This is a genomic window from Dechloromonas denitrificans (assembly GCF_001551835.1).
GTDB lineage: Bacteria > Pseudomonadota > Gammaproteobacteria > Burkholderiales > Rhodocyclaceae > Azonexus > Azonexus denitrificans.
Genome location: NZ_LODL01000035.1, coordinates 435,129 through 457,439, shown reverse-complemented (window position 1 = coordinate 457,439; position 22,311 = coordinate 435,129). Strand labels below are relative to the sequence as shown.

Annotated in this window: 25 protein-coding genes; 18 read left to right on the top strand and 7 right to left on the bottom strand. The window is 65.6% G+C overall.

Going from position 1 to position 22,311, the window contains the following annotated elements; genetic code table 11:
• Window positions 1-5: 5 nt before the first annotated feature.
• The 18 genes from AT959_RS16985 to AT959_RS16900 all read left to right on the top strand — a co-directional run bounded on the left by AT959_RS16985 (window position 6) and on the right by AT959_RS16900 (window position 14,719).
• Complete coding sequence (locus tag AT959_RS16985; RefSeq protein WP_066885645.1) at window positions 6-290, top strand: phosphopantetheine-binding protein; 285 nt, start codon at window positions 6-8, stop codon at window positions 288-290.
• On the top strand, window positions 287-961 hold the full coding sequence (locus AT959_RS16980; protein WP_066885644.1) for a COG4648 family protein: 675 nt from the start codon (window positions 287-289) through the stop codon (window positions 959-961). The genes AT959_RS16985 and AT959_RS16980 overlap by 4 nt, the downstream gene beginning before the upstream one ends.
• Window positions 958-2,301: an AMP-binding protein gene (locus AT959_RS16975; RefSeq protein ID WP_066885641.1), complete on the top strand. Its 1,344-nt coding sequence runs from the start codon at window positions 958-960 to the stop codon at window positions 2,299-2,301. Before AT959_RS16980 ends, AT959_RS16975 begins: the two co-directional genes overlap by 4 nt.
• Window positions 2,288-2,593 (top strand): 3-hydroxyacyl-ACP dehydratase FabZ family protein, encoded by a 306-nt coding sequence (locus tag AT959_RS21410; protein ID WP_066885638.1) that lies wholly within the window; start codon window positions 2,288-2,290, stop codon window positions 2,591-2,593. The genes AT959_RS16975 and AT959_RS21410 overlap by 14 nt, the downstream gene beginning before the upstream one ends.
• Window positions 2,590-3,528, top strand: coding sequence for an LpxL/LpxP family acyltransferase (locus AT959_RS16965; protein WP_066885635.1), 939 nt, complete (start codon window positions 2,590-2,592; stop codon window positions 3,526-3,528). The genes AT959_RS21410 and AT959_RS16965 overlap by 4 nt, the downstream gene beginning before the upstream one ends.
• Window positions 3,525-4,094 (top strand): outer membrane lipoprotein carrier protein LolA, encoded by a 570-nt coding sequence (locus tag AT959_RS16960; protein WP_066885632.1) that lies wholly within the window; start codon window positions 3,525-3,527, stop codon window positions 4,092-4,094. Before AT959_RS16965 ends, AT959_RS16960 begins: the two co-directional genes overlap by 4 nt.
• The gene (locus tag AT959_RS16955; RefSeq protein WP_066885630.1) at window positions 4,091-6,427 is read left to right on the top strand and encodes an MMPL family transporter; all 2,337 of its coding nucleotides are present in this window, start codon (window positions 4,091-4,093) and stop codon (window positions 6,425-6,427) included. Before AT959_RS16960 ends, AT959_RS16955 begins: the two co-directional genes overlap by 4 nt.
• The gene (locus tag AT959_RS16950; protein ID WP_066885627.1) at window positions 6,424-7,068 is read left to right on the top strand and encodes an alpha/beta fold hydrolase; all 645 of its coding nucleotides are present in this window, start codon (window positions 6,424-6,426) and stop codon (window positions 7,066-7,068) included. The genes AT959_RS16955 and AT959_RS16950 overlap by 4 nt, the downstream gene beginning before the upstream one ends.
• Window positions 7,069-7,070: 2 nt before the next feature.
• Window positions 7,071-7,871 (top strand): polysaccharide deacetylase family protein, encoded by an 801-nt coding sequence (locus AT959_RS16945; RefSeq protein ID WP_066885624.1) that lies wholly within the window; start codon window positions 7,071-7,073, stop codon window positions 7,869-7,871.
• Window positions 7,868-8,590 (top strand): class I SAM-dependent methyltransferase, encoded by a 723-nt coding sequence (locus AT959_RS16940; protein ID WP_066885621.1) that lies wholly within the window; start codon window positions 7,868-7,870, stop codon window positions 8,588-8,590. Before AT959_RS16945 ends, AT959_RS16940 begins: the two co-directional genes overlap by 4 nt.
• Window positions 8,587-9,147: a methyltransferase family protein gene (locus tag AT959_RS16935; protein WP_066885618.1), complete on the top strand. Its 561-nt coding sequence runs from the start codon at window positions 8,587-8,589 to the stop codon at window positions 9,145-9,147. The genes AT959_RS16940 and AT959_RS16935 overlap by 4 nt, the downstream gene beginning before the upstream one ends.
• A gap of 13 nt (window positions 9,148-9,160) precedes the next feature.
• Window positions 9,161-10,369, top strand: a complete 1,209-nt coding sequence (locus tag AT959_RS16930; protein ID WP_420806647.1) for a DUF1615 domain-containing protein — start codon at window positions 9,161-9,163, stop codon at window positions 10,367-10,369.
• Between the two features lie 46 nt (window positions 10,370-10,415).
• The gene (locus AT959_RS16925) at window positions 10,416-11,606 is read left to right on the top strand and encodes a beta-ketoacyl-[acyl-carrier-protein] synthase family protein (protein ID WP_066886442.1); all 1,191 of its coding nucleotides are present in this window, start codon (window positions 10,416-10,418) and stop codon (window positions 11,604-11,606) included.
• Entirely contained in the window at window positions 11,603-12,415 is an 813-nt protein-coding gene (locus AT959_RS16920) for a beta-ketoacyl synthase chain length factor (RefSeq protein ID WP_083518463.1), read from the top strand. The genes AT959_RS16925 and AT959_RS16920 overlap by 4 nt, the downstream gene beginning before the upstream one ends.
• The gene (locus AT959_RS16915) at window positions 12,409-12,870 is read left to right on the top strand and encodes a hotdog family protein (RefSeq protein WP_066885615.1); all 462 of its coding nucleotides are present in this window, start codon (window positions 12,409-12,411) and stop codon (window positions 12,868-12,870) included. Before AT959_RS16920 ends, AT959_RS16915 begins: the two co-directional genes overlap by 7 nt.
• Window positions 12,867-13,586, top strand: coding sequence for a 3-oxoacyl-ACP reductase FabG (gene fabG, locus AT959_RS16910; RefSeq protein WP_066885612.1), 720 nt, complete (start codon window positions 12,867-12,869; stop codon window positions 13,584-13,586). The genes AT959_RS16915 and fabG overlap by 4 nt, the downstream gene beginning before the upstream one ends.
• A gap of 78 nt (window positions 13,587-13,664) precedes the next feature.
• Entirely contained in the window at window positions 13,665-13,985 is a 321-nt protein-coding gene (locus AT959_RS21285; RefSeq protein ID WP_066885608.1) for a hypothetical protein, read from the top strand.
• A 26-nt stretch (window positions 13,986-14,011) separates the two neighbouring features.
• Window positions 14,012-14,719 carry a DnaJ domain-containing protein gene (locus AT959_RS16900; protein WP_066885606.1) on the top strand — a complete coding sequence of 236 codons (708 nt, stop codon included), beginning with the start codon at window positions 14,012-14,014 and terminating at the stop codon, window positions 14,717-14,719.
• Between the two features lie 9 nt (window positions 14,720-14,728).
• Here the strand turns inward: AT959_RS16900 and AT959_RS16895 are convergent, their stop codons facing one another.
• The 7 genes from AT959_RS16895 to AT959_RS16865 all read right to left on the bottom strand — a co-directional run bounded on the left by AT959_RS16895 (window position 14,729) and on the right by AT959_RS16865 (window position 22,307).
• Window positions 14,729-15,049, bottom strand: coding sequence for a thioredoxin family protein (locus tag AT959_RS16895; RefSeq protein WP_066885602.1), 321 nt, complete (start codon window positions 15,047-15,049; stop codon window positions 14,729-14,731).
• Between the two features lie 80 nt (window positions 15,050-15,129).
• Entirely contained in the window at window positions 15,130-16,740 is a 1,611-nt protein-coding gene (locus AT959_RS16890; RefSeq protein ID WP_066885599.1) for a type I restriction-modification system subunit M, read from the bottom strand.
• Window positions 16,737-17,798 carry a PDDEXK nuclease domain-containing protein gene (locus AT959_RS16885; RefSeq protein ID WP_066885596.1) on the bottom strand — a complete coding sequence of 354 codons (1,062 nt, stop codon included), beginning with the start codon at window positions 17,796-17,798 and terminating at the stop codon, window positions 16,737-16,739. Before AT959_RS16885 ends, AT959_RS16890 begins: the two co-directional genes overlap by 4 nt.
• A gap of 126 nt (window positions 17,799-17,924) precedes the next feature.
• Complete coding sequence (locus AT959_RS16880) at window positions 17,925-19,412, bottom strand: type I restriction endonuclease (protein WP_169795481.1); 1,488 nt, start codon at window positions 19,410-19,412, stop codon at window positions 17,925-17,927.
• Between the two features lie 111 nt (window positions 19,413-19,523).
• Window positions 19,524-20,723, bottom strand: a complete 1,200-nt coding sequence (locus AT959_RS16875) for a cation:proton antiporter (RefSeq protein ID WP_066885593.1) — start codon at window positions 20,721-20,723, stop codon at window positions 19,524-19,526.
• Between the two features lie 49 nt (window positions 20,724-20,772).
• The gene (locus AT959_RS16870) at window positions 20,773-21,531 is read right to left on the bottom strand and encodes a class I SAM-dependent methyltransferase (protein WP_066885590.1); all 759 of its coding nucleotides are present in this window, start codon (window positions 21,529-21,531) and stop codon (window positions 20,773-20,775) included.
• Between the two features lie 11 nt (window positions 21,532-21,542).
• Window positions 21,543-22,307, bottom strand: coding sequence for a glycosyltransferase family 2 protein (locus AT959_RS16865; protein WP_066885587.1), 765 nt, complete (start codon window positions 22,305-22,307; stop codon window positions 21,543-21,545).
• Window positions 22,308-22,311: the final 4 nt, after the last annotated feature.

Here is a 22,311-nt window from a genome sequence, read left to right as displayed (position 1 = left end):
CTGTCATGTCTGAAAACCCATCCCCGGAAAACGTCGACGCCCTGTTGCCGGAAGTCGCCGAACTGATCGTCGACGCCCTCAATCTCGAGGTCGCGCCGAACGAAATCGAAGCCGACGCACCGTTGTTCGGCGACGGCCTGGGCCTGGATTCGATCGACGTGCTGGAAATCGCCCTGGTCATTTCCAAGCGCTACGGCTTCCAGCTCCGCTCGGACAACGAGGACAACGTCCGCATCTTCACGTCGCTGCGCACCCTGAGCGCCCACATCGCCAGCCAGCGCACCAAATGAGTTTCAGCCCGGCCGCTCTCCTGCGCGGACTGGCCCTGCTGGTGCTGCTCGTGGCCTGGGCCGTGCTCGCCCACTTCGGTAGCGCCGGCGAGGGCAATGCCGATGTCTCGGTCGCCCTCGCCACCGCCCCGGTCGTCGTCCTCGTCGTCATGCTGCTCTGGCGGATCGGCAATCCGCTGTGGCTGGTCGGCGGCGGTCTGAGCGTGCTCGGCCTGCTCGCCTGGGCCTGGCCCAGCCTGCGCCAGAACATTGCGCTGCTCTTCTACATCCAGCACCTCGGCACCAACCTGGCGCTCGGCCTGCTCTTCGGGCGGACCCTGTTCGGCAACCAGGATGCGCTGGTTACCCAGTTCGCCCGCCTTGCCCACGGCGGCGCCATTTCGGAAGTGAAGCGGCGCTACACGCGGCAGGTGACGGTAGCGTGGACCGCCTTCTTCGTCGGTTCGGTGGTCGTCTCCAGCGCGCTATTCTGGCTGGCCCCGGCCGCCGCCTGGTCGGTCTTCGCCAACCTGCTGAGCACGCCGTTGATCGCGCTGATGTTCGTCCTCGAACACCTGGCCCGCCTGCTGCTCCTGCCGGCCGACGAGCGCTCCAGCGTTGCCGACACCATCCGCGGCTACCGCGCCTCGATGCAGGAACGCCGCGCCCACACGCTGGCCAACCACCCATGAACGGCGTGCCGCTGCTCGGGCACGCCAGCCTCGACGACATCTTCGCCTGGCGCGCCGCTGGCCCGGTCCGCGTCCGCGACTTCATCGCCGAAGCCGAAGCGCTGGCCGCCTTGCTGCCGGCCGGCCGCCATCAACTGAATGTCTGCCACGACCGCTACCGCTTCACGCTCGGTTTCGCAGCCGGCCTGCTGCGCGGCAAGACCAGCCTGCAACCGGCCTCGCAGTCGGCCGAAACGCTGCGCCAGATCGAGGCCACCTGCCCAGACGTCTATTGCCTGAGCGATGGCGAGTTCGACAGCCTCGACCTGCCGCGCCTCGACTTTCCGGCGCTGCCGGCGGTCGACGCCGCCCAGGTGGCAAAAATCCCGAGCATCCCCGGCGAGCTGATCGCCGCCCGCTTGTTCACCTCCGGCTCGACCGGCCGCCCGGTCGCCCACGACAAGAGCTGGGGCAAGCTGGTGCTAAACGGCCGCGCCGAAGCCGAGCGCCTCGGCCTACTGCGGCAACCGCACAGCATCGTCGGCACGGTGCCGGCGCAGCACAGCTACGGTTTCGAATCGACGGTGCTGCTCGCGCTGCACGGCAACTCGCCGTTCTGGTCCGGCAAGCCTTTCTACCCGCAGGACATCGTCGCCGCCCTGCAGGCCGTGCCGGCGCCGCGCCTGCTGGTGACGACACCCTTCCACCTGTCGGCGCTGCTCGCCGCCGGCCTTGAGATTCCCGCTGTCGACCTGCTGCTCTCGGCAACCGCGCCGCTCTCGGCGCAACTGGCGCGCGACGCCGAAGCCGCCTGCCGGGCGCCGCTCCACGAAATCTACGGCTCGACCGAAAGCGGCCAGCTGGCCAGCCGACGGACCACGGCCGACCTCGCCTGGGACCTGCTGCCCGGCGTCGCGCTCGAACAGCAGGACGAGACGACATTCGCCGTCGGCGGCCACGTCGAGGGCCGGGTGCCGCTCTCCGACCTGATCGAGATCCGCGCCGACGGCCGCTTCCTGTTGCACGGCCGGCATGCCGACCTGATCAACATCGCCGGCAAGCGCACCTCGCTGGCCTACCTCAACCACCAGATCGCTGCCATCGCCGGCGTCGTCGATGCCGCCTTCTTCCTACCCGACGAGGAGAGTGTGGACGGCATCACCCGTCTCTGCGCTTTCGTCGTCGCCCCCGGCCTGAGCAGCCGGCAGATCGTCGGCGAACTGCGCCAGCGCATCGACCCGATCTTCCTGCCCCGGCCGCTGGTACTGCTCGACGAGTTGCCGCGCAACAGTACCGGCAAGCTGCCGCGCAATCATTTGCAGGCGCTGTACGCCGAGAAGGTGACGCATGTCGACCGCTGAATATCGCTGGACCGTGCCGGTCGACCATCCGGCCTTCGCCGGCCATTTCCCCGGCCAGCCGATCGTGCCCGGCGTCGTTCTGCTCGACCAGGCCGTCCTGTTCGCCGGACAATGGCTGGGCCAGCCGGCCATCGCCTGGCAGATCGGCAATGCCAAATTCCTCAGCCCGGTCGGCCCTGGCGAAACGCTGTTTTTCGCACTGCAGCGCAAGGCGAGCGGCGGCATCGCCTTCACCGTGCAAGCCGCCGAGCGCGCCGTCGCCTCCGGCAGCCTGACGCCGCCCGCCGCATGAACCGGGAAAAACCGGCCGGCGCCGACTGGATGCGCCAGCAGGAACGCAGCAACCTCGCCATTCTCAAATTGATGGTGTGGATTTCGCTGACCCTCGGCCGCCGCATCGGCCGCATCGTGCTCTACGGCATCGCCGCCTATTACGTGCTGTTCGCCGCCAAGGCGCGGCGCGCCAGCCGCGCCTACCTGCAACTCGCCCTCCAGCGCTGGGCCGAGTGGGGCGACGGTTTCCGCCACGTCTTCAGCTTCGCCAGCACCATCCACGACCGCATCTACCTGCTCAACGACCGCTTCGACCTGTTCGACATCGAGGTGATCGGCGCCGAGGCGCTGCATGCCGCGCTCGCCCGCCAGCCCGGCGCGCTGCTCATCGGCGCCCACCTCGGCAGCTTCGAAGTGCTGCGCGCCGTCGGCCGGGGCAGGGCAGGGCTCAAGGTGGCGATGCTGATGTACGAGGAAAACGCCCGCAAGATCAATGGCACGCTGGAAGCGATCAACCCGGCAGCGACCGAGGACATCATCCCGCTCGGCCGCCTCGAATCGATGCTCGAAGCGCGCGACAAGCTGGAGCAGGGCTACCTCGTCGGCATGCTGGCCGACCGCAGCCTGGGCGACGATGCCATCCCGCAAGGGGATTTGCTGCGCGGCACGGTGGACTGCGAATTTCTCGGCAAAATGGCACCGTTCCCGGTCGGCCCCTGGCGGATGGCGGCGATGCTGCGCCGGCCGGTCTTCTTCATGACCGGCCTCTACCTCGGCGGCAACCGCTACCAGATCCATTTCGAGCCGCTCGCCGATTTCTCCGAAACGCCGCGCGCCGAGCGCGAAGCCGCGATGCTGGCCGCGCAGCGCCGCTACGCCGAACGCCTGACGCACTTTTGCCGTCTCGCCCCCTACAACTGGTTCAATTTCTTCGATTTCTGGCAGAAAAAATGAGCAAACGACTTTTCTCCTGCCTGCTGCTGGCCAGCCTCGCGCTGCCGGCCTGGGCCGCCTTCGACGTCGCACAACTGATGGCCGACCTGGCCCGCCACAAGGGCGGCAAGGCCAAGTTCGTCGAGAAGAAATACATCTCGCTGCTCGACAAGCCGGTCGTGTCGACCGGCGAAATGACCTACACCGCCCCCGACAAGCTGGAAAAGCGGACCCTGACGCCGAAGCCGGAACTGCTCGTTCTCGACAAGGACCTGCTCAGCATCGAGCGCGACAAGCAAAAATTGAGCATCAACCTCGGCAACCAGCCGGAAGCCCTGGCTTTCGTCGACAGCATCCGCGGCACGCTGAGCGGCAACCGGGCGGCGCTGGAAAAGAACTATCTGCTGCATCTGAGCGGAACCCAGGACAAGTGGGTGCTCACCCTGCTGCCGAGCGACCAGAAAATCGCCACGCTGCTCCAGCGCATCACGGTCAGCGGCAGCAGGAACCAGATCCGCAGCATCGAATACCTGCAGGCCGATGGCGACCGCTCGGTACTGAGCATCGAACCGATCGAAACCAAATGACACGCAGCGCCGGCCGGACCTTCCTGCTCTGGCTGCTGGCCATGCTGGCCGGGGTGGCGATCGTCTGGCAGGCGCGTTTCTCGGCCGACATGTCCTTCTTCCTGCCGGCCCACCCGACGGCCGAGCAGAAGGTCCTGGTCGACCAGTTGAAGGAGGGCGCCGTCTCGCGCCTGCTGATGCTCGCCATCGAAGGCGGCGAGGCCAGCCAGCGCGCCGCGCTGTCGCGCGAGTTGCGCGGTCGACTGCTGAAAACGGACAATTTTGTCGTCGTCCAGAATGGCGAGGCCGACGGCCTGCAGGCCGACCGCGACTTCCTGTTCAAGCACCGCTACCTGCTCAGTCCGGCGGTGACGGCGGAGCGCTTCAGCGTCGCCGGCCTGCACGATGCCATCGCCAACAGCATCGACCTGCTCGCCTCGCCGGCCGGCATGATGCTGAAGCCGCTGCTCGCCCGCGACCCGACCGGCGAACTCTATGCCATCGTCAGCCAGCTCAACGCCGGCGCCCAGCCCAACAGCCGCGACGGCGTCTGGGCCTCGCGCGACGGCGAACGGACCATGCTGCTGGTGCAGACCCGCGCCCTCGGTTCCGATACCGATGGCCAGGAAGCGAGCATCGAGTTGATTCACCGGGAGTTCGCGGCGGCTGCCGCCGTGGCCGGCCTGACCGATGTACGGCTGCAACTGTCCGGCCCCGGCCTGTTTGCCGTCAAGGCGCGGGCGACGATCAAGGACGAGGTAAGCCGGCTGTCGCTGATCAGCACGCTGGCCATCGTCGCCGTGCTGTTCTTCGTCTATCGCTCGCTGCGCCTGCTCAGCCTCGGCCTGGTCCCGGTGCTGAGCGGTGCACTGGCCGCCGTCGTCGTCGTCAGCCTGGCCTACGGCACCGTCTTCGGCATTACCGTCGGCTTCGGCTCGGCGCTGATCGGTGAGGCGGTCGATTACTCGATCTACTATTTCGTGCAGTCCGGCCGGGTCGGCCTCGATGCCTGGCGCCAGCGCTTCTGGCCGACCATCCGGCTCGGCGTGCTGACCTCGGTCGCCGGCTTCGGTGCCTTGCTTTTCTCCGGCTTTCCCGGCCTTGCCCAGCTCGGCCTTTATGCGCTGTCCGGCGTGCTGACCGCGGCGCTGGTCACCCGTTTCGTGCTGCCCAAACTGGCCGGCAACACGCCGCTGCGCCGCGACCTGGCGCCGCTCGGCATGACCCTGAACCGGTACCTGCAGTCCCTGGCTAGCTGGCGCTGGCCGGTCCTGCTGCTCGCCGCACTCGCCGTCGGCCAGTTGTACCTGCATCGCCACAGCCTGTGGCACCCCGAACTGTCGGCCCTGAGCACGGTCAGCGCCGAGGACGGTGCCCGCGACATGGCAATCCGCGCCGACATCACCGCCCCCGATTCCCGCTACATGGTGGTGATCGGCGCGGCCGAGCGCGAAGCCGCCCTGCAGGCGGCCGAGCGGGCCGGCGAGAAGCTCGACCGGCTGGTCGCCGACGGCATCATCGGTGGCTACGACAGCCCGGCCCGCTTCCTGCCCAGCCTGGCCACACAACAAGTACGGCGGGCCAGCCTGCCGCCGGCCGAGGTCCTGCAGCCGCGGCTGCAGGCCGCCCAGCAGGATTCGCCGCTCGCCGCCGGCAAGCTCGGCGGCTTCATCGCCGATGTCGCCGCCGCCCGCAACCAGGGCGAGGTCACCCGTCAGTCGCTGGACGGCAGCAGCCTGGCGCTACTGGTCGATTCGCTGCTGCTCCACCACGCCGACGGCTGGAGCGTGCTGCTGCCGCTGCATCCATCGAGCGGCGAGGATGCCCCGGAGATCGCCGCCAGCGCGGTGCGCCAGGCACTGGCCGGCAGCGATGCGCTGTTCATCGACATGAAGGGCGAATTCAACAAGCTCTACAACGACTACCTGCACGAAGCGATGCTGCTCTCGCTGGCCGGCCTGTTCGCCATCGTCGCGCTGCTCGCCGTCACGCTGCGCTCGGCCCGGCGGCTAGCCAAGGTTCTATTGCCGCTGGTCCTCGCCGTGCTGATCGTCATCGCCGGCCTCAACCTGCTCGGCGAGCGCCTGCACCTGCTGCATCTGGTCGGCATGCTGCTGATCGTCGCCGTCGGCTCCAATTACGCGCTGTTCTTCGACGGGGCCGAACAGCAGCAGCTCGACCCGGAAACCCTGGCCTCGATGGCCATCGCCAACCTGACCACCGCGATCGGCTTCGGCACCCTCGGCCTGTCACAGGTACCGGTGCTGCACGCGGTCGGCGTTACGGTCGGCCCCGGCGCCATTCTGGCGCTGCTGCTGGCGGCCATTTTCGTTCCACGTGAAACGCGCCGATGAAACCGGCGCTGCGCACCCTCGGCCAGAGTAGCGACGCCCCGACCCTGATCGTGCTGCTGCCCGGCGCCTACATGACGCCGGAAGACTACGCCAAGGCCGGTTTCTTCAACGCCGTCACTGAGCGCCGGCTGGCCGTCGATATCCTGGCGGTCGACCTCGATTTGAGCCGCATTTCCGAGGGCAGCGCCTTGCCGGCCCTGCAGGCCGAAATCCTCGCGCCGGCCCGCCGGCGCTACGCCAAGGTTTGGCTCGGTGGCATCTCGCTCGGCGGCCTGCTGACGCTGTGCCACAACGCCGACACGGCGGGCTGCGTCGATGGCCTGTGCCTGCTCGCCCCCTATCCGGGCAGCCGGCTGACCACCAACGCCATCGCCGGCGCCGGCGGCCTCGACGCCTGGCAGGCGACGGCCGACGAACTGACCGACCCCGAGTTCCGCATGTGGCGCTGGCTGCAGCAGCCACCGGCCGGGCTGCCGGTCTTCGTCGGCTACGGCAGCGAGGATCGCTTCGCCGGCGGCATGCGGCAGATCGCCGAACGTTTCCCGGCGGCCGACCGCCACGCCGTGCCGGGCGGCCACGACTGGCCGGTCTGGCAGCGTTTGTGGGAACATTTTCTCGACCGTGGCTATCTCGCCGCCTGACCATGCCGCAACCCTGGAAACCCAGCCCCGCCCTGCAACTGACTTTCGCCACCCACGCCGTGGCCGGCCTCGGCCTGCTCGCCGCACCGGCCGCCTGGCCGTGGGCGCTCGGCGCCATCGCGCTCAACCAGGCGATCATCACCGCGGCCGGCCTCTTGCCACGGACGACGCTGCTCGGTCCCAACCTCAACCGGCTGCCCGCCGCCGCCATTGCCCGCCGGGAAATCGCGCTAACCATCGATGACGGCCCCGACCCGGCAGTCACACCGCGCGTCCTCGACCTGCTCGAAGCGGCCGGCGCCAAAGCCAGTTTCTTCTGCATCGGCCGCATCGCCCGCCAGTACCCGGCGCTGTGCCGCGAGATCGTCGAGCGAGGACACTCGGTCGAAAACCATGGCGACTCGCATTCCGCACTGTTCGCCACCTTCGGGCCAAGCCGGATGAAGGCCGATATCGCCGCCGCCCAGGCGACGCTGGCTGACATCACCGGCCAGGCACCGCGCTTCTTCCGGCCGACCGCCGGCCTGCGCAACCCGCTGCTCGCCCCGGTGCTGGCCAAACTCGATCTCCAGCTCGCCTCCTGGACACGCCGCCCCTACGACACCCGCTGCGGCGAGCCGGAAACCGTCTACCGGCGTCTGACCAAGGGCCTCGCCGCCGGCGACATCCTGCTGATGCACGACGGCAATGCCGCTCGCATTGCCGGCGGCGAGCCGGTTATCCTTGCGGTCTTGCCCCGGCTGCTGCAGAGCATCGCCGAACACCGTCTAACCCCCGTCACGCTAAGCGCTGCCCTGAGATGACCTCCCGTTTCCTGCCCACCCTGCTCGACGAAGCCAGCCGCCCCTTCCGCAACGGCGGCCATTTCGCCTACCACTACGCACGCGGCAAGCTGTCCTCCGACTGCATCTTCCGCGAACTGCTGAAGCGCGGCGTTTTTCCGGCCGAAGCCCGTTTTCTCGACCTCGGCTGCGGCCAGGGCAGCCTCTTCGGCTGGCTGCTCGCCGCCCGCCGGCTGCACGACAACGGCCACTGGCCGAATGACTGGGCGCCGCCGCCGAAGCCGCTCGAACTGCGCGGCTACGAACTGATGCACAAGGATGTCGAGCGCGCCGCCCGCGCCTTCGGGCGCGATCATCCCGTCGTTTCGATCCGCCAGGGCGACATGTGCCAGGTCGATTTCGGCCAGACCGATGTCGTCACCATCCTCGACGCGCTGCATTACATCGATTTCGCCCACCAGAAGGACGTCATCAAGCGCATTCGCGCCGCATTGCCGGCCGGCGGCCTGTTCCTGACCCGGGTCGGCGATGCCGGCGGCGGCCTGCGCTACCACATCTGCAACTGGGTCGATCACGCGGTCACCTTCACCCGCGGCCATCGCCTGCCCAAACTCTATTGCCGCAAAGTGGCCGAATGGTGCGAACTGCTGCGCAGCGTCGGCTTCCAGGTTGAAACGATGCCGATGAGCGCCGGCAAGCCATTTGCCAATATCATGTTGATTTGCCGGGTGCCTTCATGACTTCCGACCTCTCCGACCTGACCCTGTTCATTATCGGCACCGTGACCCTCGTCTGGCTGTCGCGCAAATCGCTGCGTCGTCCCGGCCGGCACGGCTTCTACCGCTTCTTCGCCTGGGAAATGATCCTCGGCCTCGTCCTGCTCAATCGCGGCCCCTGGGGCGAAAATCCGGCGTCGCTGCACCAGAGCGTTTCCTGGGGGCTGATGCTGCTCAGCATCCTGCTCGTCGTCCTCGGCCACAACGCGCTGCGCCGGCAAGGCGCGGCCAGCGAGGCGCGCGACGACGACGCGCTGTACGCCTTCGAAAAGACCACGGCGCTGGTCACCGGCGGCATCTTCCAGTACATCCGCCACCCGATGTACACCTCGCTGCTGGCGCTGGCCTGGGGCGCCTATTTCCAGGCCCCGTCGTGGCCGGGCACGGCGCTCGCGGCACTCGCCTCGCTGCTCCTGCTCCTCACCGCCAAGGCCGACGAGAACGAATGCCTGGCCTATTTCGGCCAACCCTACGCCGATTACATGCAGCGCACGCGCCGCTTCATTCCCTATCTGTTCTAAGTTGGTGCCGCGCTTGATCAGGCTGTCGCCACTGCTGCTGGGCGCCGTTCTACTCGCCGGTTGTGCCACCGGCGGGCGCGATAACGGCAGCGGGGCCGGCACACCGGCCAGCAACCTGCCGCCCGACCTGGCGCAGCCGATTCCCGGCGCCCCTCCGGTCAAGCCCGAAGGCAGCGTCGCCAAGCCGCCGCCGAGCGAGCGTGAGATCCGGGCGATGATCGGCCGGCTGCTACCGGCCGGCGTCAAGGAGCGCAGCGCCTGGGCCGGCGACCTGCACACCGCCTATGCCAGCCTCGGCCTGCCGCATGCACCGCAACTCTATTGCGCGACGATCGCCGTCATCGAACAGGAATCGACTTTCCAGGCCGACCCGGTGGTGCCCGGCCTGCCCGACATCGTCTGGCGCGAACTGGAACAGCGCGGCAAGAAATACGGCATCCCCAAACTGCTGATTTCCGCTGCCATGCTGAAAGGCTCGCCCGACGGCCGCAGCTACAGCCAACGCATCGACACGCTGAAAACCGAGAAGCAGCTGAACAGCCTGTTCGAGGACATGATCGCCGAGCTGCCGGCCGGCAAGACGCTGTTCGCCGGCTACAACCCGGTGCGCACCGGCGGCCCGATGCAGGTCAGCATCGCCTTCGCCGAGGAATTCGCCCGCGAAAAAGCCTATCCCTACCCGGTCCACCGCAGCATTCGCGACGAAGTGTTCACCCGGCGCGGCGGCCTCTACTTCGGCAGCGCCATCCTGCTCGACTACCCGGCCCCCTACGACGACGTCGTCTATCGCTTCGCCGATTTCAACGCCGGCCGCTACAGCAGCCGCAATGCCGCCTTCCAGGCCGCCCTCGGCCGGGCCAGCGGCAAGCCGATGGTGCTCGACGGCGACCTGCTGCGCTATGCCGGCGGCAAGCCGGTCGAGCAGCCGAGCAGTGTCGAAAGCGCCCTGCAGCAACTGGCCGGCAAGCTGCGCCTGAGCCAGCGCGAACTGCGCCGCGATCTGCTCCTCGAAAAAACCGCCGCCTTCGGCCAGAGCCCGACCTTCAGTCGTCTCTTCGCACTGGCCGAGCAGCAGGCCGGCCGCCCGCTGCCGCGCCAGGCGATGCCGCAGATCGATCTGAAAAGCCCGAAAATCCAGCGCAAGCTGACTACCGAATGGTTCGCCCGCCGCGTCGAAGGCCGCTACCGGACCTGCCTGACGCGGGCCGAAGGCAGCAGCTGACGGCACCTCCGGTTAGAATGACGGGCTGATGAATACGAGGCCCATCGTGACCCCGCTGCTCCTATCCGGCTACACCGCCACCACCTGCCTCGGCCGCGGCCTTGACGCCACGCTGGCCGCGCTGCGCGACGGACGCAGCGGCCTGCAGCCCTGCCATTTCGAGACGGTCGACCTCGCCACCTGGATCGGCGAAGTGCCGGCGGTCGACGCCGAAAAATTGCCGAAAAGCCTGGCCCGTTACGACTGCCGCAACAACCGGCTGGCCCAGCTCGGCCTGCAAGCCGACGGCTTCGCTGAGCGTGTCCGCGCCGCCGTCGCCCGCTATGGCAAGGCGCGGGTCGGCGTCTTCCTCGGCACCAGCACGGCCGGCATCCTGCAGACCGAACTGGCCTACCGCCGGCGCGACCCGGCCAGCGGCGCGCTGCCGGACGACTTCATCTACCGGACGACGCACAACTCCTTTTCGCTGGCCGAATTCACCCGCGACTATTTCGGCCTCGAAGGGCCGGCGATGGCCGTTTCCACCGCCTGTTCATCGAGCGCCAAGGTCTTTGCCGCCGCCGCCCGCCAACTGGCACTCGGCAGCATCGACGCGGCCATCGTCGGCGGCGTCGATACGCTGTGCCTGACCACGCTGTACGGCTTCGCCTCGCTGCAACTGACTTCCAGCCAGCCGTGCCGGCCCTACGATGAAAACCGCGACGGCATCTCGGTCGGCGAGGGCGCCGCCTTCGCCCTGCTCGAACGCGTCGACCAAGCGGCCAGCGGCAGCATCCTGCTGCTCGGCACCGGCGAATCGAGCGACGCCTACCACATGTCCTCGCCGCACCCGGAAGGCCTCGGCGCCCGAATGGCGATGCAGGCAGCACTGAACTCGGCCAGCCTGAATGCGGCCGACATCGATTACATCAACCTGCACGGCACGGCGACACCAGCCAACGACGCCGCCGAAGGCAAGGCGGTCGGCGCGCTGTTCGGCGACCGCGTCCCGGCCAGCTCGACCAAGGGCGCCACTGGCCACACGCTCGGTGCCGCCGGCGCCGTCGAGGCGGTGATCTGCGCCCTGGCGCTCAGCCACGACCTGCTGCCCGGCAGCCCGGGCACCACCACGCTCGACCCGGCGATTCCGCTCGCCTACCAACTGAGCAGCCGCCCGGCACCGCTCCGCCGCGCCCTAAGTAATTCCTTCGGTTTCGGCGGCAGCAACTGCAGCCTCATTTTCGGAGTGGCGCCATGATCGCCTCGGCCCCCATCCCGCTCAGCGCCTGGATCGAAGGCATCGGCCTGCTCGCCCCGGGGCTGCCCGACTGGCCGAGCGCCCGCGCCGTTTTGCGCGGCGAGCAGCCGTTCACCGCCGCCCCCAGCCTGTTGCCGGCCCCAACCATCCTGCCGCCGGCCGAACGCCGGCGAGCCAGCCGCGTCGTCAAGCTGACCCTGGCCATCGGCCTTGAAGCCGCCGCCCATGCCGCAGCCGATGTCGGCACGCTGGCCACGGTCTTTTCCGCCTCCGGTGCCGACGGCCACAACTGCCACGCACTGTGCGAGCAACTGGCGACCGACGACCGCCAGATTTCGCCGACCCGTTTCCACAATTCGGTGCATAACGCCGCCGCCGGTTACTGGGGCATTGCCACCAAGTCGATGGCGCCCTGCCAGGTCATCTGCGGCTTCGATGCCAGCTTCGGCGCCGGCCTGCTCGACGCGCTCGGTCAGGTCGTCATCGACCGCCAGCCGACCCTGCTCATCGCCTACGACAGCGAATACCCAGAGCCGCTGCACGCCAAGCGCGACACACCCGATTGCGGCGGCGTCGCCCTGCTGCTGACCCCGACACGGACCACCCGTTCGCTGGCCGCGATTACGGTCAGCCCGAGCAACGCAAGCGCCGCCCAACTGGCCGAACCGGCGCTGGAAAACCTGCGTACCGCCATCCCGGCCCTGCGCAGCCTGCCGCTGCTGCAACTGCTGGCGCGGGGCGAAAGCGGCCGCGTCTGCCTTGATTACCTGGCGCCAATGCAACTGAACGTCGACCTGCAAGCATGCTGACCCCGCCGCTCGACCACGCCGGGATCGCCGCCCGTATCCCGCACCAGGGCAGCATGTGCCTGCTCGATGCCGCGGTCGACTGGTCGGAAAGCACGATTTCCTGCCGGGCAATCAGCCACACCGATCCAGCCAACCCGCTGCGCGCCGACGGCCGGCTCGGCGCCGCCAACGGCATCGAATACGCGGCGCAGGCGATGGCCATCCATGGCGCGCTGCTTGCCGGCGCCGACGCGCCGCCGCGCCAGGGCTACCTGACCAGCGTGCGCAGCGTCAGCCTGCATGTCGCCCGCCTCGACGACCTGCCCGGCGAACTGCTGGTCCAGGCCGAACGGCTGTCCGGCGACGCCAACCACATCCTCTACCAGTTCTCGCTCAGCCACGCCGGCCGCTGCCTGCTCGACGGCCGTGCCGCCGTCGTCCTCGACGCCGCCGCCCTGACCAAGGAAAACCCATGAAACGCGCCCTCGTCACCGGCGGCAGCGGCGGCATTGGCGCCGCCATCTGCCAGCGCCTTGCCGCCGACGGTCATCACGTCATCGTCCATGCCAACCGCAGCCTCGACAAGGCGGCCGCAGTCGTTGCCGCCATCGTCGCCGCCGGCGGCAGCGCCGAAGCCGTCGCCTTCGACGTCACCGAGCGCGCCGCGACGGCCGCCGCGCTGGAAAAGCTGCTCGAAAGCGGAACGATCCAGATCCTGGTCAACAACGCCGGCATCCACGCCGATGCCGTCTTCCCCGGCATGAACGCCGAACAGTGGCATAGCGTGATCGACGTCTCGCTGCACGGCTTTTTCAACGTCACCCAGCCACTGACCCTGCCGATGATCCGCACCCGCTGGGGCCGCATCATCAATATTTCCTCGATCGCCGGCCTGACCGGCAATCGTGGTCAGGTCAATTACGCGGCGGCGAAAGGCGCGCTGCACGCCGCCGGCAAGTCGCTGGCGCTCGAACTGGCCAGCCGCGGCATCACGGTCAATAGCGTGGCACCGGGCATCATCGCCACCGAGATGATCGACGGCAGCTTCGACGCGGAGGCGATCAAGAAGCTGGTCCCGATGCAGCGCGCCGGCCAGCCGGAAGAAGTCGCCGATCTGGTCGCCTTCCTGGCCTCCGAGCGGGCCGCCTACATTTCCGGGCAGGTCATTTCGATCAACGGCGCGATGATCTGAACGCCCGGCGCTTATCCTTTGGCGCCGCTCCCCAAAAGCCATAGAATCCTGCAGTTCGCCCAACGTTCCGGAAAAGTCATGAATCGCCTGCACCACCTCACTCTGCTCGCCTTGCTCGGCCTTGGCCTGCATGCCCAAGCCGAAACCTACAAATGCAGCCAGGGTGGCAAGACGATGATTTCCGACACGCCCTGCATGACCGGCGCCAGCCGCGTCGACCAGTCGGCCGACCAGATCGAGCGCAGCCAGAAGCGGCAGGCCGAACTGGTGCACCAACGCAACCAGAGCCAGCTTTCCGAACTGGAATACCGCAACGCCCGCGATCGCAACGTCAAAGGCGGTTTCAACAGCATCGACAGCATGAACCCGGCCGATGCCCCACAATACCGGCGCCGCTGAAGGCCGCCCTGCAGACCTCAACTTTCATGGCCAACACCCTCTACGACCTGCTCGAAGTCAGTCAGTCCGCCAGCGCCGACGCCATTGCCGCCTGCTACAAGCGTCTCCATGCCCAATATGCCGAATCGGCGGCCAAGGGCGACGAGGATGCGACCAACCGGATGATTGCGCTGCGCGAAGCCTTCACCACCCTGTCCGAGCCGAGCCGCCGCCAGCGCTACGACGACAGCCTGGCCGCCCGCGACCAGGAAGTCGAGGCCGAACCGGCCGGCCGGCCCTTCGTCAAGCTGATCGTCATCGCCTGCATCGTCGGTTTCTTCGGCATCACCTACAAGAAATACCAGGCCGCCCAGGAAACGGCCCGCCTCGAAGCCGAGCGCGTCGTTGCCGCGGCTAAACAGGCCGAGACCGAAGCCATCAAGGCCCAGGCCGATGCCCGGCTGGCCGCCGAGGAGCGCTACGCCGTCGAACGGGCGGAGCGCCAGCGGCAGCGCGACGAAGCGATGGAACGGGCCAACCGCGAACGCGATATCGCCTACGGCAACCAGGTCAGCCACAACCTCGAACGAGCCGAGGCCGAAGCCCGGCGAACGGCGTTGCGCGAAGAACAGCAGAAGGAACAAGCCAGGGCCAATGCCGAACGGCAGAAGGAATACGAGGCGGAACGCGCCCTGGCCCGCGAAAAAGCCTACCTGCGCCAGGTCGAGGCCGAAAAAAACCGCTACCGCTACTAAAGGCGGTCTTCAGCCCTGCGCCAGCAGCGCCGCAATATCGCGGCTGGCCGCCGGCCGAACCAGGCGGCCGAGTTCACTGCCGTTTTTGAGCATGATCAGCGTCGGCCACAGCTTGACCCGGAAGGAACGACCCAAGGGCCGCCCCGGCCCATCCTCGATCTTGATATGCGGCAACGCCGGATAAGCCGCCAGCGCCTCGGCCAGCAGCGGCTGCGCCGATTGGCAATGACCGCACCACGGCGCCCCGAATTCGATCAGCACGGGGCCGGCCAGTAAATCAAGCTCGGCGCGGCCGGGTTCGGGGTCGGCAAAATCCGGGGTGTAGGGCATCGTTATTCTCCTTGATTCAATATCCTGCGCGGCCAGGAAAAAGCCTCGCATAGAGAAGCTATTACTGTTGGATTACCGATTCACGGCAGTAGCGGCAACCCCAGTTCCTTAAGAAACTCGTTGTGCTTGTCTCTTGCCGCCGTGATTTCCTTTTCGAGGCCCACCAGTTGCTGGTGGACTTCCTTCAAGTCAATTTTTTCCTCAGCCTTGGCCGTACTGATGTATCGCGAAATGTTGAGGTTGAAACCTTCCTTCTCGATGCGTTCCATCGGCACCCGCAGTGAATAACGATCCTCTTCGGTGCGGTGCTGGTAGGTATCAACGATCTTCTTGATGTGCTCCGGCAGCAAGCGGTTCTGACGCTTGCCTTTTTCGAAGTGCTCAGCCGCGTTGATAAACAGCACGTCGTCCGGCTTCTTGCACTTCTTCAACACCAGGATGCACACCGGGATACCCGTCGAGAAGAACAAGTTGGCTGGAAGGCCGATCACCGTATCGATATGGCCGTCCTTCAGCAACTTGGTCCGGATGCGCTCTTCGGCACCTCCCCGGAACAGCACACCATGCGGCAGGATGATGGCCATCGTGCCTTCCTGCGAAAGAAAGTGAAAACCGTGCAGCAGGAAGGCGAAATCCGCCGCCGACTTGGGCGCCAGCCCGCCGTAGCCCTTGAAACGGAAATCGTCGGCCATCGCCTCACTCGGTTCCCAGCGCAGGCTGAAGGGAGGGTTGGCGACGACGGCGTCGAACTGCAGTTTCTTGGCCGGGTTCGCCTCGCGCAGCTCGTCCCACTCATTGAACAGGGTGTCGCCGTGGAAGATTTCGAATTCCGTGTCCTTCATCCCGTGCAGCAACATGTTCATGCGCGCCAAGTTGTAGGTAGTGATGTTCTTTTCCTGGCCGTAGATTTTGCCGATGCCGTGCGCGCCCATGCGCTTACGCACGTTCAGCAATAGCGAACCCGAACCGCAGGCAAAATCCAGCACCTTGTCCAGCCGGTGCTTGGGACCCATCGTGGGGTCTTGCCCATCCAGCGTCACGATCTCGGACAAAATCCGCGAAATCGGCTGCGGCGTGTAGAACTCGCCCGCCTTTTTGCCCGAACCAGCGGCGAACTGGCCGATCAGGTATTCGTAGGCATCGCCCAGCACATCACTATTGGTCGAGAACTTGGCCAAGCCATCGGCGATCTTCTTGATGATGATGCACAGCTTGGCGTTGCGGTCGGTAGCGGTCTTGCCCAGTTTTTCCGAGTTGAGATTGATCTCGGAAAACAGGCCGGCAAAAGTGCTCTGGAAGGACTCATTCTCGATGTACTTGAAAGCATCGACCAGCGTACCTAGCAGTTCCTTGTGCTGGATGCGCGCCATCTCGGCGATGCTGCGCCACAGATAGAAGGGGGCAATCACGTAGTGCGCCTTGCGCCGCATCTGCGCCTCGAAATCCGCCACGTCAGCCGCGTTATCTGCGTACCAGACCGCCAGCGGCGTGCGCGAATCGCCTTCGGGCAGTTTCGGGTAGTCGCTGCCAAGCTCCTTCTGCGCCGCCACCTCGTAGTTGTCGGAGAGATAGCGCAGGAACAGGAAGGACAGCATGTAATCGCGGAAGTCGTCCGCGTTCATCGCGCCCCGCAAATCGTCGGCGATTCCCCACAGGGTATCGCCCAGTTTCTTCTGGTCTTGCTCGGTCATTCCTGGTTTTCCTTGCTGTTCTTTTCTTCGGCCTGTTCTTCCAGCGCCTGACGGTCGCGCTCCAGTTCCTCGCGCAGTTCGTCCTCGCTGGGCAATACCAGGCGGTATTTGCTGGCGAACAGTTGTTCGCTCTCGTTCAATACCGAGTAGCGCACCACCGATTGATCCTTGTTGCCGCAAAGCAGGATGCCCACGGTCGGGTTATCGCCTTCGCCCCTGCGCAGGTCGTCGTACATGCGCACATACATATCCATCTGCCCAACATCTTGGTGCGTCAGTTCGCCGGTTTTCAGGTCGATCAACACAAAGCACTTCAGCAGATAGTTATAGAACACCAGATCGATATAAAAATCCTTGCTCTCGGTGCTGATGCGCTGCTGGCGCGCCACAAAGGCAAAACCCTTGCCCAGTTCGAGCAGGAAATCCTGCAATTTATCCATCAAGGCCTGTTCCAGGCCGGATTCAAGCAGCTTGCCGGCGTTAGGCAGGCCGAGAAACTCCAGCATCACCGGATCGCGAACGAAGGCACGCGGCGACTGGTCCGAGAGGGCCAAATTGGCCCGGGCTTCGGCCTCCACGGCTGCTTTATCCTGGCTCAACAGCAAACGCTCGTAATACAGGGTGCCAATTTGCCTTTCCAGCGCCCGGGAACTCCAATTCTGCGCTGCGGCTTCCCGCATGTACCACTGCCGTGCTTCCTCGTTCTCCACACGGGATAAGACCCGGTAGTGGGTCCAGCTCAATTCGGAACGCACTGCGTTCCAAATCGGGAAGCTCTGAAAAAATGCTCGCATGTGGCGGAGGTTGCGCTCGTCAAAACCCTTACCAAATTCCTGGGCCAAGGTTTTTCCCAATTCCGAAATCATGCGTTTGCCATACGCCGCGCGAGCCTGTCCGCCCTGTTCAAACTCGACGATATGCCGTCCAATCTGCCAACAAGTCTGAACCTGCACCTGGTCCACGTGGCGTAGCACCTGCTGGCGTGCCTGGGTAATCAGGCCACGCAGAGCATCCAGCAGCGACGGTAACGCAGAGCGGTTATCAACAAGATCAGTCATGGCAATTTCCTCTCTCGCCGCGGGCAAACAAGCCTTGTGTTACCTCAGAGAAATCCCGATATGGCATTAACCGCTGGAGGCACCCTCCCAAATCTCTACACACCGTGTAGAGAATCACTCGCTCGGTCATTGCACGACCTCTGCTACGGCAGGTTGAGCCTGAGCGACGGCTGGTGCAAGCTCGGGCAAGGCAAAGGCATAGCGCGCCAGAAAGCCATTCAGGATTTCCGTGAACAGTGCCTTGTTGTCTTCCAGCATCTCGCGCGGTTCGTAGAGCGAATACTTGCCATGGCTCAACAGGTTCAAGGCACGGGCGTGCAAACCTTCGTCACCCGAGGTGCCCAGGCATTCCGAAAAATCATCGTGCCCAAAGAAGTTCGCCGTTTTCTCCAGAATGCTGCGCAGCGTATTGAAGTGGTGGGTGTATAGCGCGCCGTTCAAGCTGGCGGCATGCAACTCGCTCAACATGGCGACATGGTGGAAGAAAGGCGTATCGGTGGTGGCGCGCAGCGTGTGGCCTTCGCCGTCCTTGCCGTCGAGTGCGATGCCCAGCTTCTGGATGGTGGTGACGATGACCTTGTCGGCGTAGTCGGTGGAAAGCAGCCGGCGGACCAGGGTTTCGGTGTTGGTGTTTTCCTCGACGCAATTGGCCTGGAATTTGTTGAATTCCTCGCGCGTCTGGCGGTCGAGGTCCTTGCGGTCGACCACGAACAGGCATTTCTCGATGTCCGGGTTGTCCTTGAGCAGGGTCGAGGTCTTGAAGGAGGTGAGCGTCTTGCCGCTGCCGGTGGTGTGCCAGATGTAGCCGTTGCCCCGGTTCTGGTGGATGCAATCGACGATGGCGCGCACCGCATAGATCTGGTACGGGCGCATGATCATCAACTTCTGCTCGCTGGCGACCAGCACCATGTAGCGGCTGATCATTTCGCCCAGCGTGCATTTGGCCAGGAACTTCTCGGCGAAGGGCGCGAGGTGGTTGATCTTCTCGTTGCTCTCGTCGGCGAACTGGTAGATCGGCAGAAAGCGTTCGTCGGCGTCGAAGCTGAAATGACGGGTGTTGTTGTTGGCGAAATACCAGGTTTCGCGCTGGTTGCTGACGATGAAGAGCTGCATGAAACACATCAGCGTGCGGGTGTAGCCGTTGCCGGGGTCGTTTTTGTATTCCACGACTTGCTGCATCGCCCGGCGCGGGTTGACGCCCAGGGTCTTGAGTTCGACCTGGACGACCGGCACGCCGTTGATCAGCAGCACCACGTCGTAGCGGTGGTGGCTGTTGTCGGTGTTGATGCGTAGCTGGTTCACCACTTCGTAGGTGTTCTTGCACCAGTCCTTGATGTTGACCAGGGTGTAGAACAGCGGCGTGCCGTCGTCGCGCTCGAAGCTGTTGATTTCGCGCAGGCGTTTCGCGGCGGCAAAGACATCGGCGGTGACCAGATCATCCTTCAGGCGCTCGAATTCACTGTCGCTCAGGCTGACCCGGTTCAGTTCCTGAAAATGTTTACGGAAATTTGCTTCCAGCGATGCCCGATCACGAATTTCCGGTCGATAGGCGTATTTCAGGGATTTGAGCTTGGCGATGAAATCCTGCTCGATCTGGCTTTCTGTTGTTGTCATTCGGATTCGCTGGCCTGGAAAACAGCGCCGATTTTATCGTTGTTACCTGCCGTTCAGTCCTTGATGGCCTAAACGGCAGGTCGAATTGGTCGGAAACCGCCCCCAAAAGCCTCAGCTAGTCCGGAAGATCAGTTCCTTCAGCCGGGCCAGTTTCGGCGCCACCACCGGCACGGTCAGCATGGTGCTGACCACCGCCATCAGCAGCAGCGCGGTGAAGGCTTCGCTGGTGATGATCTGCTTGTCGAGCAGGATGTTGGCGAAAATGATCATGATCAGCGCCTTGGTCTGCAGCAGCCAGCCGATGATGCTTGCTTCGCCCGGCGCCCAGTTCAGGATGCGGCCGGCCAGCCGGACGCCGAGCAGCTTGCCGGCGATCGAGGCGAGCAGCAGCAGTGCCGCGCCGACGAAGACCGCTTCGCCGCCGAGCGCCCAGTTGGTGCGCAGGCCGGTACTCAGGAAGAAGACCGGCATGATGACGAGCAGTACGTGGTGGCGCAGCTGGTCCATCTTTTCCTGATTGAACCACTCGGCTTCCATGCTCGCCCCGGCCAGGAAGGCGCCGACCATGAAGTGCAGGCCGGCCCAGTCGGCCCCGAAGGAAACCACGGCCAGCCAGATCAGGGCGACGTACCAGCGGTCGCGCTCGGCCAGGCGCTGCATCAGGTGATGGAACAGCCAGGCGGCGACCGCGAAGGCGACGAGGAAGGCGCCCTGGCGACCGATCCGCTCCCAGTCCATCAGGATCAGCGCCAGCACGCCCCAGATCGCGATGTCGTCGAGGCTGGCGTAGCGCAGGATGCGTTGACCGATCGGCTGGCGCAGTACTTCGAGCTTTTCCATCAGCAGGATCAGGATCGGCAGCGCGGTCACCGCACAGGCCATGCCGACGCCGAGCACGAATTGCCAGGTCAGCGCCCGCGGCCCCATCCAGCCGTCGTTCAGGAGCAGGACGCCGGCGGCGCCACAGCCGAAAAGCAACGGCATGCCGAGTGCCAGGCCGGCGGTGATCGAGCTCTCCCGGCGATGGGCCCAGGCTTTCTTGAGGTCGAGTTCGATGCCGGCGATCATCACGAACAGCATCACCGCCCACCAGGCAATGCCGTTCAGCGACTGGATCACCGCCGGCGTGAAGACGAAACTGTAGTAATCGGGGAAGGCGCGGCCGAGCACGCCCGGCCCGAGCAGGATGCCGGTGATGATCTGGACGACGACCAGCGGCGCGTAATAGTCGGTCTTGCCGAGCCGCCAGATCAGGTAGGGCACGGTGAAGATGATCGTCATCGCGATCAGGAAGATTTCGGTGGTATTCATCGAAAAATATGGACTCCGGCGGTCAACACCTGAAAAAGGGCAAAAATGCTCAGGCCTTGCGGCCGAGGTATTCGCGGAAGACGCCGAAGGTCACCGAGCACTCGACATCGACGAAACCGGCCCGGCGCATGGCGTCGAGGATGCGTTCCGGCTCGATGGCCAGCTCGATGGTGTCGCCGTAGTACTCCCAGAGCAGCTTGACGTCGGCCTGGCTGCGCGTCAGCCGGGCCAGGAAGGGGACCACCCCGCCGATGTAGGCGCGCAGCCCCAGGCGGCCAAGGCGGCTCTGCGGCCGGCTGATTTCCATAATGCAGGCCCGGCCGCCCGGACGCAGCACGCGGTGATATTCGCCGAAGGCGAGGTCGAGATCGCCGACATGGCGCAGCGCGTAGCCCATCGAGACGAAATCGACATGATTGTCGGGCAGCGGAATCGACTCGGCGTAGGCCTCGATGGTTTCGACATCGAGCTTCTTGCGCAGCTCGGCGAGCATGCCGGGCGACGGGTCGAGGGCGAGCAGGCGGCCTTCCGGCCCGATCAGGCGCTGCCCTTCGGCGGCCACCAGGCCGGTGCCGGCGGCGACGTCGAGCAGCGTCATGCCCTTGCTCAAGCCGTTGCGGCGCAGCACATCGCGCCGGTACCAGGCGCCGCTGCCCAGCGCCGTGATCCGCTCGGCCTGGTCATAGCCGCCGGCCGCCTGGTCGAACATGGCACGGGTCGCCGCCCGTCGCTCATCCTCGCCGTCGAAATAGGCTTGCAGGCGGGGATCGGATTTGATGGCCGCGGCGCGGCTGGAGGAATCGCTCATGTCTTCAGCATTCAGGTGGTTGATTGCAGGCGGCGCCAGAGCAGCACTGGCAGGCGGACCAGGAAGCCGAGAAAGAGCCGGGTATGCATCCAGGTTAAGAGCGTATTGTCGCGCAGGTAGCGAAAGTGCGATACACCGCCTTCATCGGCCCGGAAATAGCGCACCGGTGCGTCGATGTTGAGCGGCCTGACGCCGGCCCAGCACAGGCGGACCACCGCTTCCGGATCGAAATCGAAACGGCGCATGAAACGGTTGCGCTGCATGATGTCCCGCAGCGGGGCGATCGGATAGACGCGGAAACCGTACAGCGAATCACCGATGCCCATCCACAGCGTTTCGAGGTTGGCCCAGCCATTCGACACCTTGCGGCCATTGACACGCAGCGCCGGCGCATCGGCCGCGAAAACCGGCTTGCCGAGCACCATCGTCGCCGGCTGCGCCTGCGAGGCGGCCATGAAGGCCGGAATCAGCTCGGCCGGATGCTGGCCGTCGGAATCCATGGTCAGCGCATGCGTGAAGCCGGCGGCGGCCGCCTGCGTGATGCCTTCGAGCACGGCGGCACCCTTGCCGCGATTTTCCGGCAACACGATGACCCGCAAGCCGGCATCCTCGGCGGCCAGCGCCTGCAACTGGGCGGCGCTGCCGTCGGTACTGCCATCGACCACGACCCAGACCGGCGTCCATTGCGCCCGCGCCGCGCGTACCGTGGCGAGCACTTTCGGCCCCGGGTTGTAGCTGGGAATCAGAACGAGGTGGGTGGCGGAGGTTTCGGGCATCAAA

Bases quoted from the DNA above. Each gene is read 5' to 3' on its own strand.
- AT959_RS16955 (WP_066885630.1), top strand. From the start codon at position 4,091: ATGACACGCAGCGCCGGCCGGACCTTCCTGCTCTGGCTGCTGGCCATG.
- AT959_RS16915 (WP_066885615.1), top strand. From the start codon at position 12,409: ATGCTGACCCCGCCGCTCGACCACGCCGGGATCGCCGCCCGTATCCCG.
- AT959_RS21285 (WP_066885608.1), top strand. From the start codon at position 13,665: ATGAATCGCCTGCACCACCTCACTCTGCTCGCCTTGCTCGGCCTTGGC.
- AT959_RS16890 (WP_066885599.1), bottom strand. From the start codon at position 16,740: ATGACCGAGCAAGACCAGAAGAAACTGGGCGATACCCTGTGGGGAATC.
- AT959_RS16960 (WP_066885632.1), top strand. From the start codon at position 3,525: ATGAGCAAACGACTTTTCTCCTGCCTGCTGCTGGCCAGCCTCGCGCTG.
- AT959_RS16935 (WP_066885618.1), top strand. From the start codon at position 8,587: ATGACTTCCGACCTCTCCGACCTGACCCTGTTCATTATCGGCACCGTG.
- AT959_RS16895 (WP_066885602.1), bottom strand. From the start codon at position 15,049: ATGCCCTACACCCCGGATTTTGCCGACCCCGAACCCGGCCGCGCCGAG.
- AT959_RS16875 (WP_066885593.1), bottom strand. From the start codon at position 20,723: ATGAATACCACCGAAATCTTCCTGATCGCGATGACGATCATCTTCACC.
- AT959_RS16985 (WP_066885645.1), top strand. From the start codon at position 6: ATGTCTGAAAACCCATCCCCGGAAAACGTCGACGCCCTGTTGCCGGAA.
- AT959_RS16885 (WP_066885596.1), bottom strand. From the start codon at position 17,798: ATGACTGATCTTGTTGATAACCGCTCTGCGTTACCGTCGCTGCTGGAT.
- AT959_RS16940 (WP_066885621.1), top strand. From the start codon at position 7,868: ATGACCTCCCGTTTCCTGCCCACCCTGCTCGACGAAGCCAGCCGCCCC.
- AT959_RS16880 (WP_169795481.1), bottom strand. From the start codon at position 19,412: ATGACAACAACAGAAAGCCAGATCGAGCAGGATTTCATCGCCAAGCTC.
- AT959_RS16975 (WP_066885641.1), top strand. From the start codon at position 958: ATGAACGGCGTGCCGCTGCTCGGGCACGCCAGCCTCGACGACATCTTC.
- AT959_RS16945 (WP_066885624.1), top strand. From the start codon at position 7,071: ATGCCGCAACCCTGGAAACCCAGCCCCGCCCTGCAACTGACTTTCGCC.
- AT959_RS16920 (WP_083518463.1), top strand. From the start codon at position 11,603: ATGATCGCCTCGGCCCCCATCCCGCTCAGCGCCTGGATCGAAGGCATC.
- AT959_RS16980 (WP_066885644.1), top strand. From the start codon at position 287: ATGAGTTTCAGCCCGGCCGCTCTCCTGCGCGGACTGGCCCTGCTGGTG.
- AT959_RS16950 (WP_066885627.1), top strand. From the start codon at position 6,424: ATGAAACCGGCGCTGCGCACCCTCGGCCAGAGTAGCGACGCCCCGACC.
- fabG (WP_066885612.1), top strand. From the start codon at position 12,867: ATGAAACGCGCCCTCGTCACCGGCGGCAGCGGCGGCATTGGCGCCGCC.
- AT959_RS16870 (WP_066885590.1), bottom strand. From the start codon at position 21,531: ATGAGCGATTCCTCCAGCCGCGCCGCGGCCATCAAATCCGATCCCCGC.
- AT959_RS16865 (WP_066885587.1), bottom strand. From the start codon at position 22,307: ATGCCCGAAACCTCCGCCACCCACCTCGTTCTGATTCCCAGCTACAAC.
- AT959_RS21410 (WP_066885638.1), top strand. From the start codon at position 2,288: ATGTCGACCGCTGAATATCGCTGGACCGTGCCGGTCGACCATCCGGCC.
- AT959_RS16965 (WP_066885635.1), top strand. From the start codon at position 2,590: ATGAACCGGGAAAAACCGGCCGGCGCCGACTGGATGCGCCAGCAGGAA.
- AT959_RS16900 (WP_066885606.1), top strand. From the start codon at position 14,012: ATGGCCAACACCCTCTACGACCTGCTCGAAGTCAGTCAGTCCGCCAGC.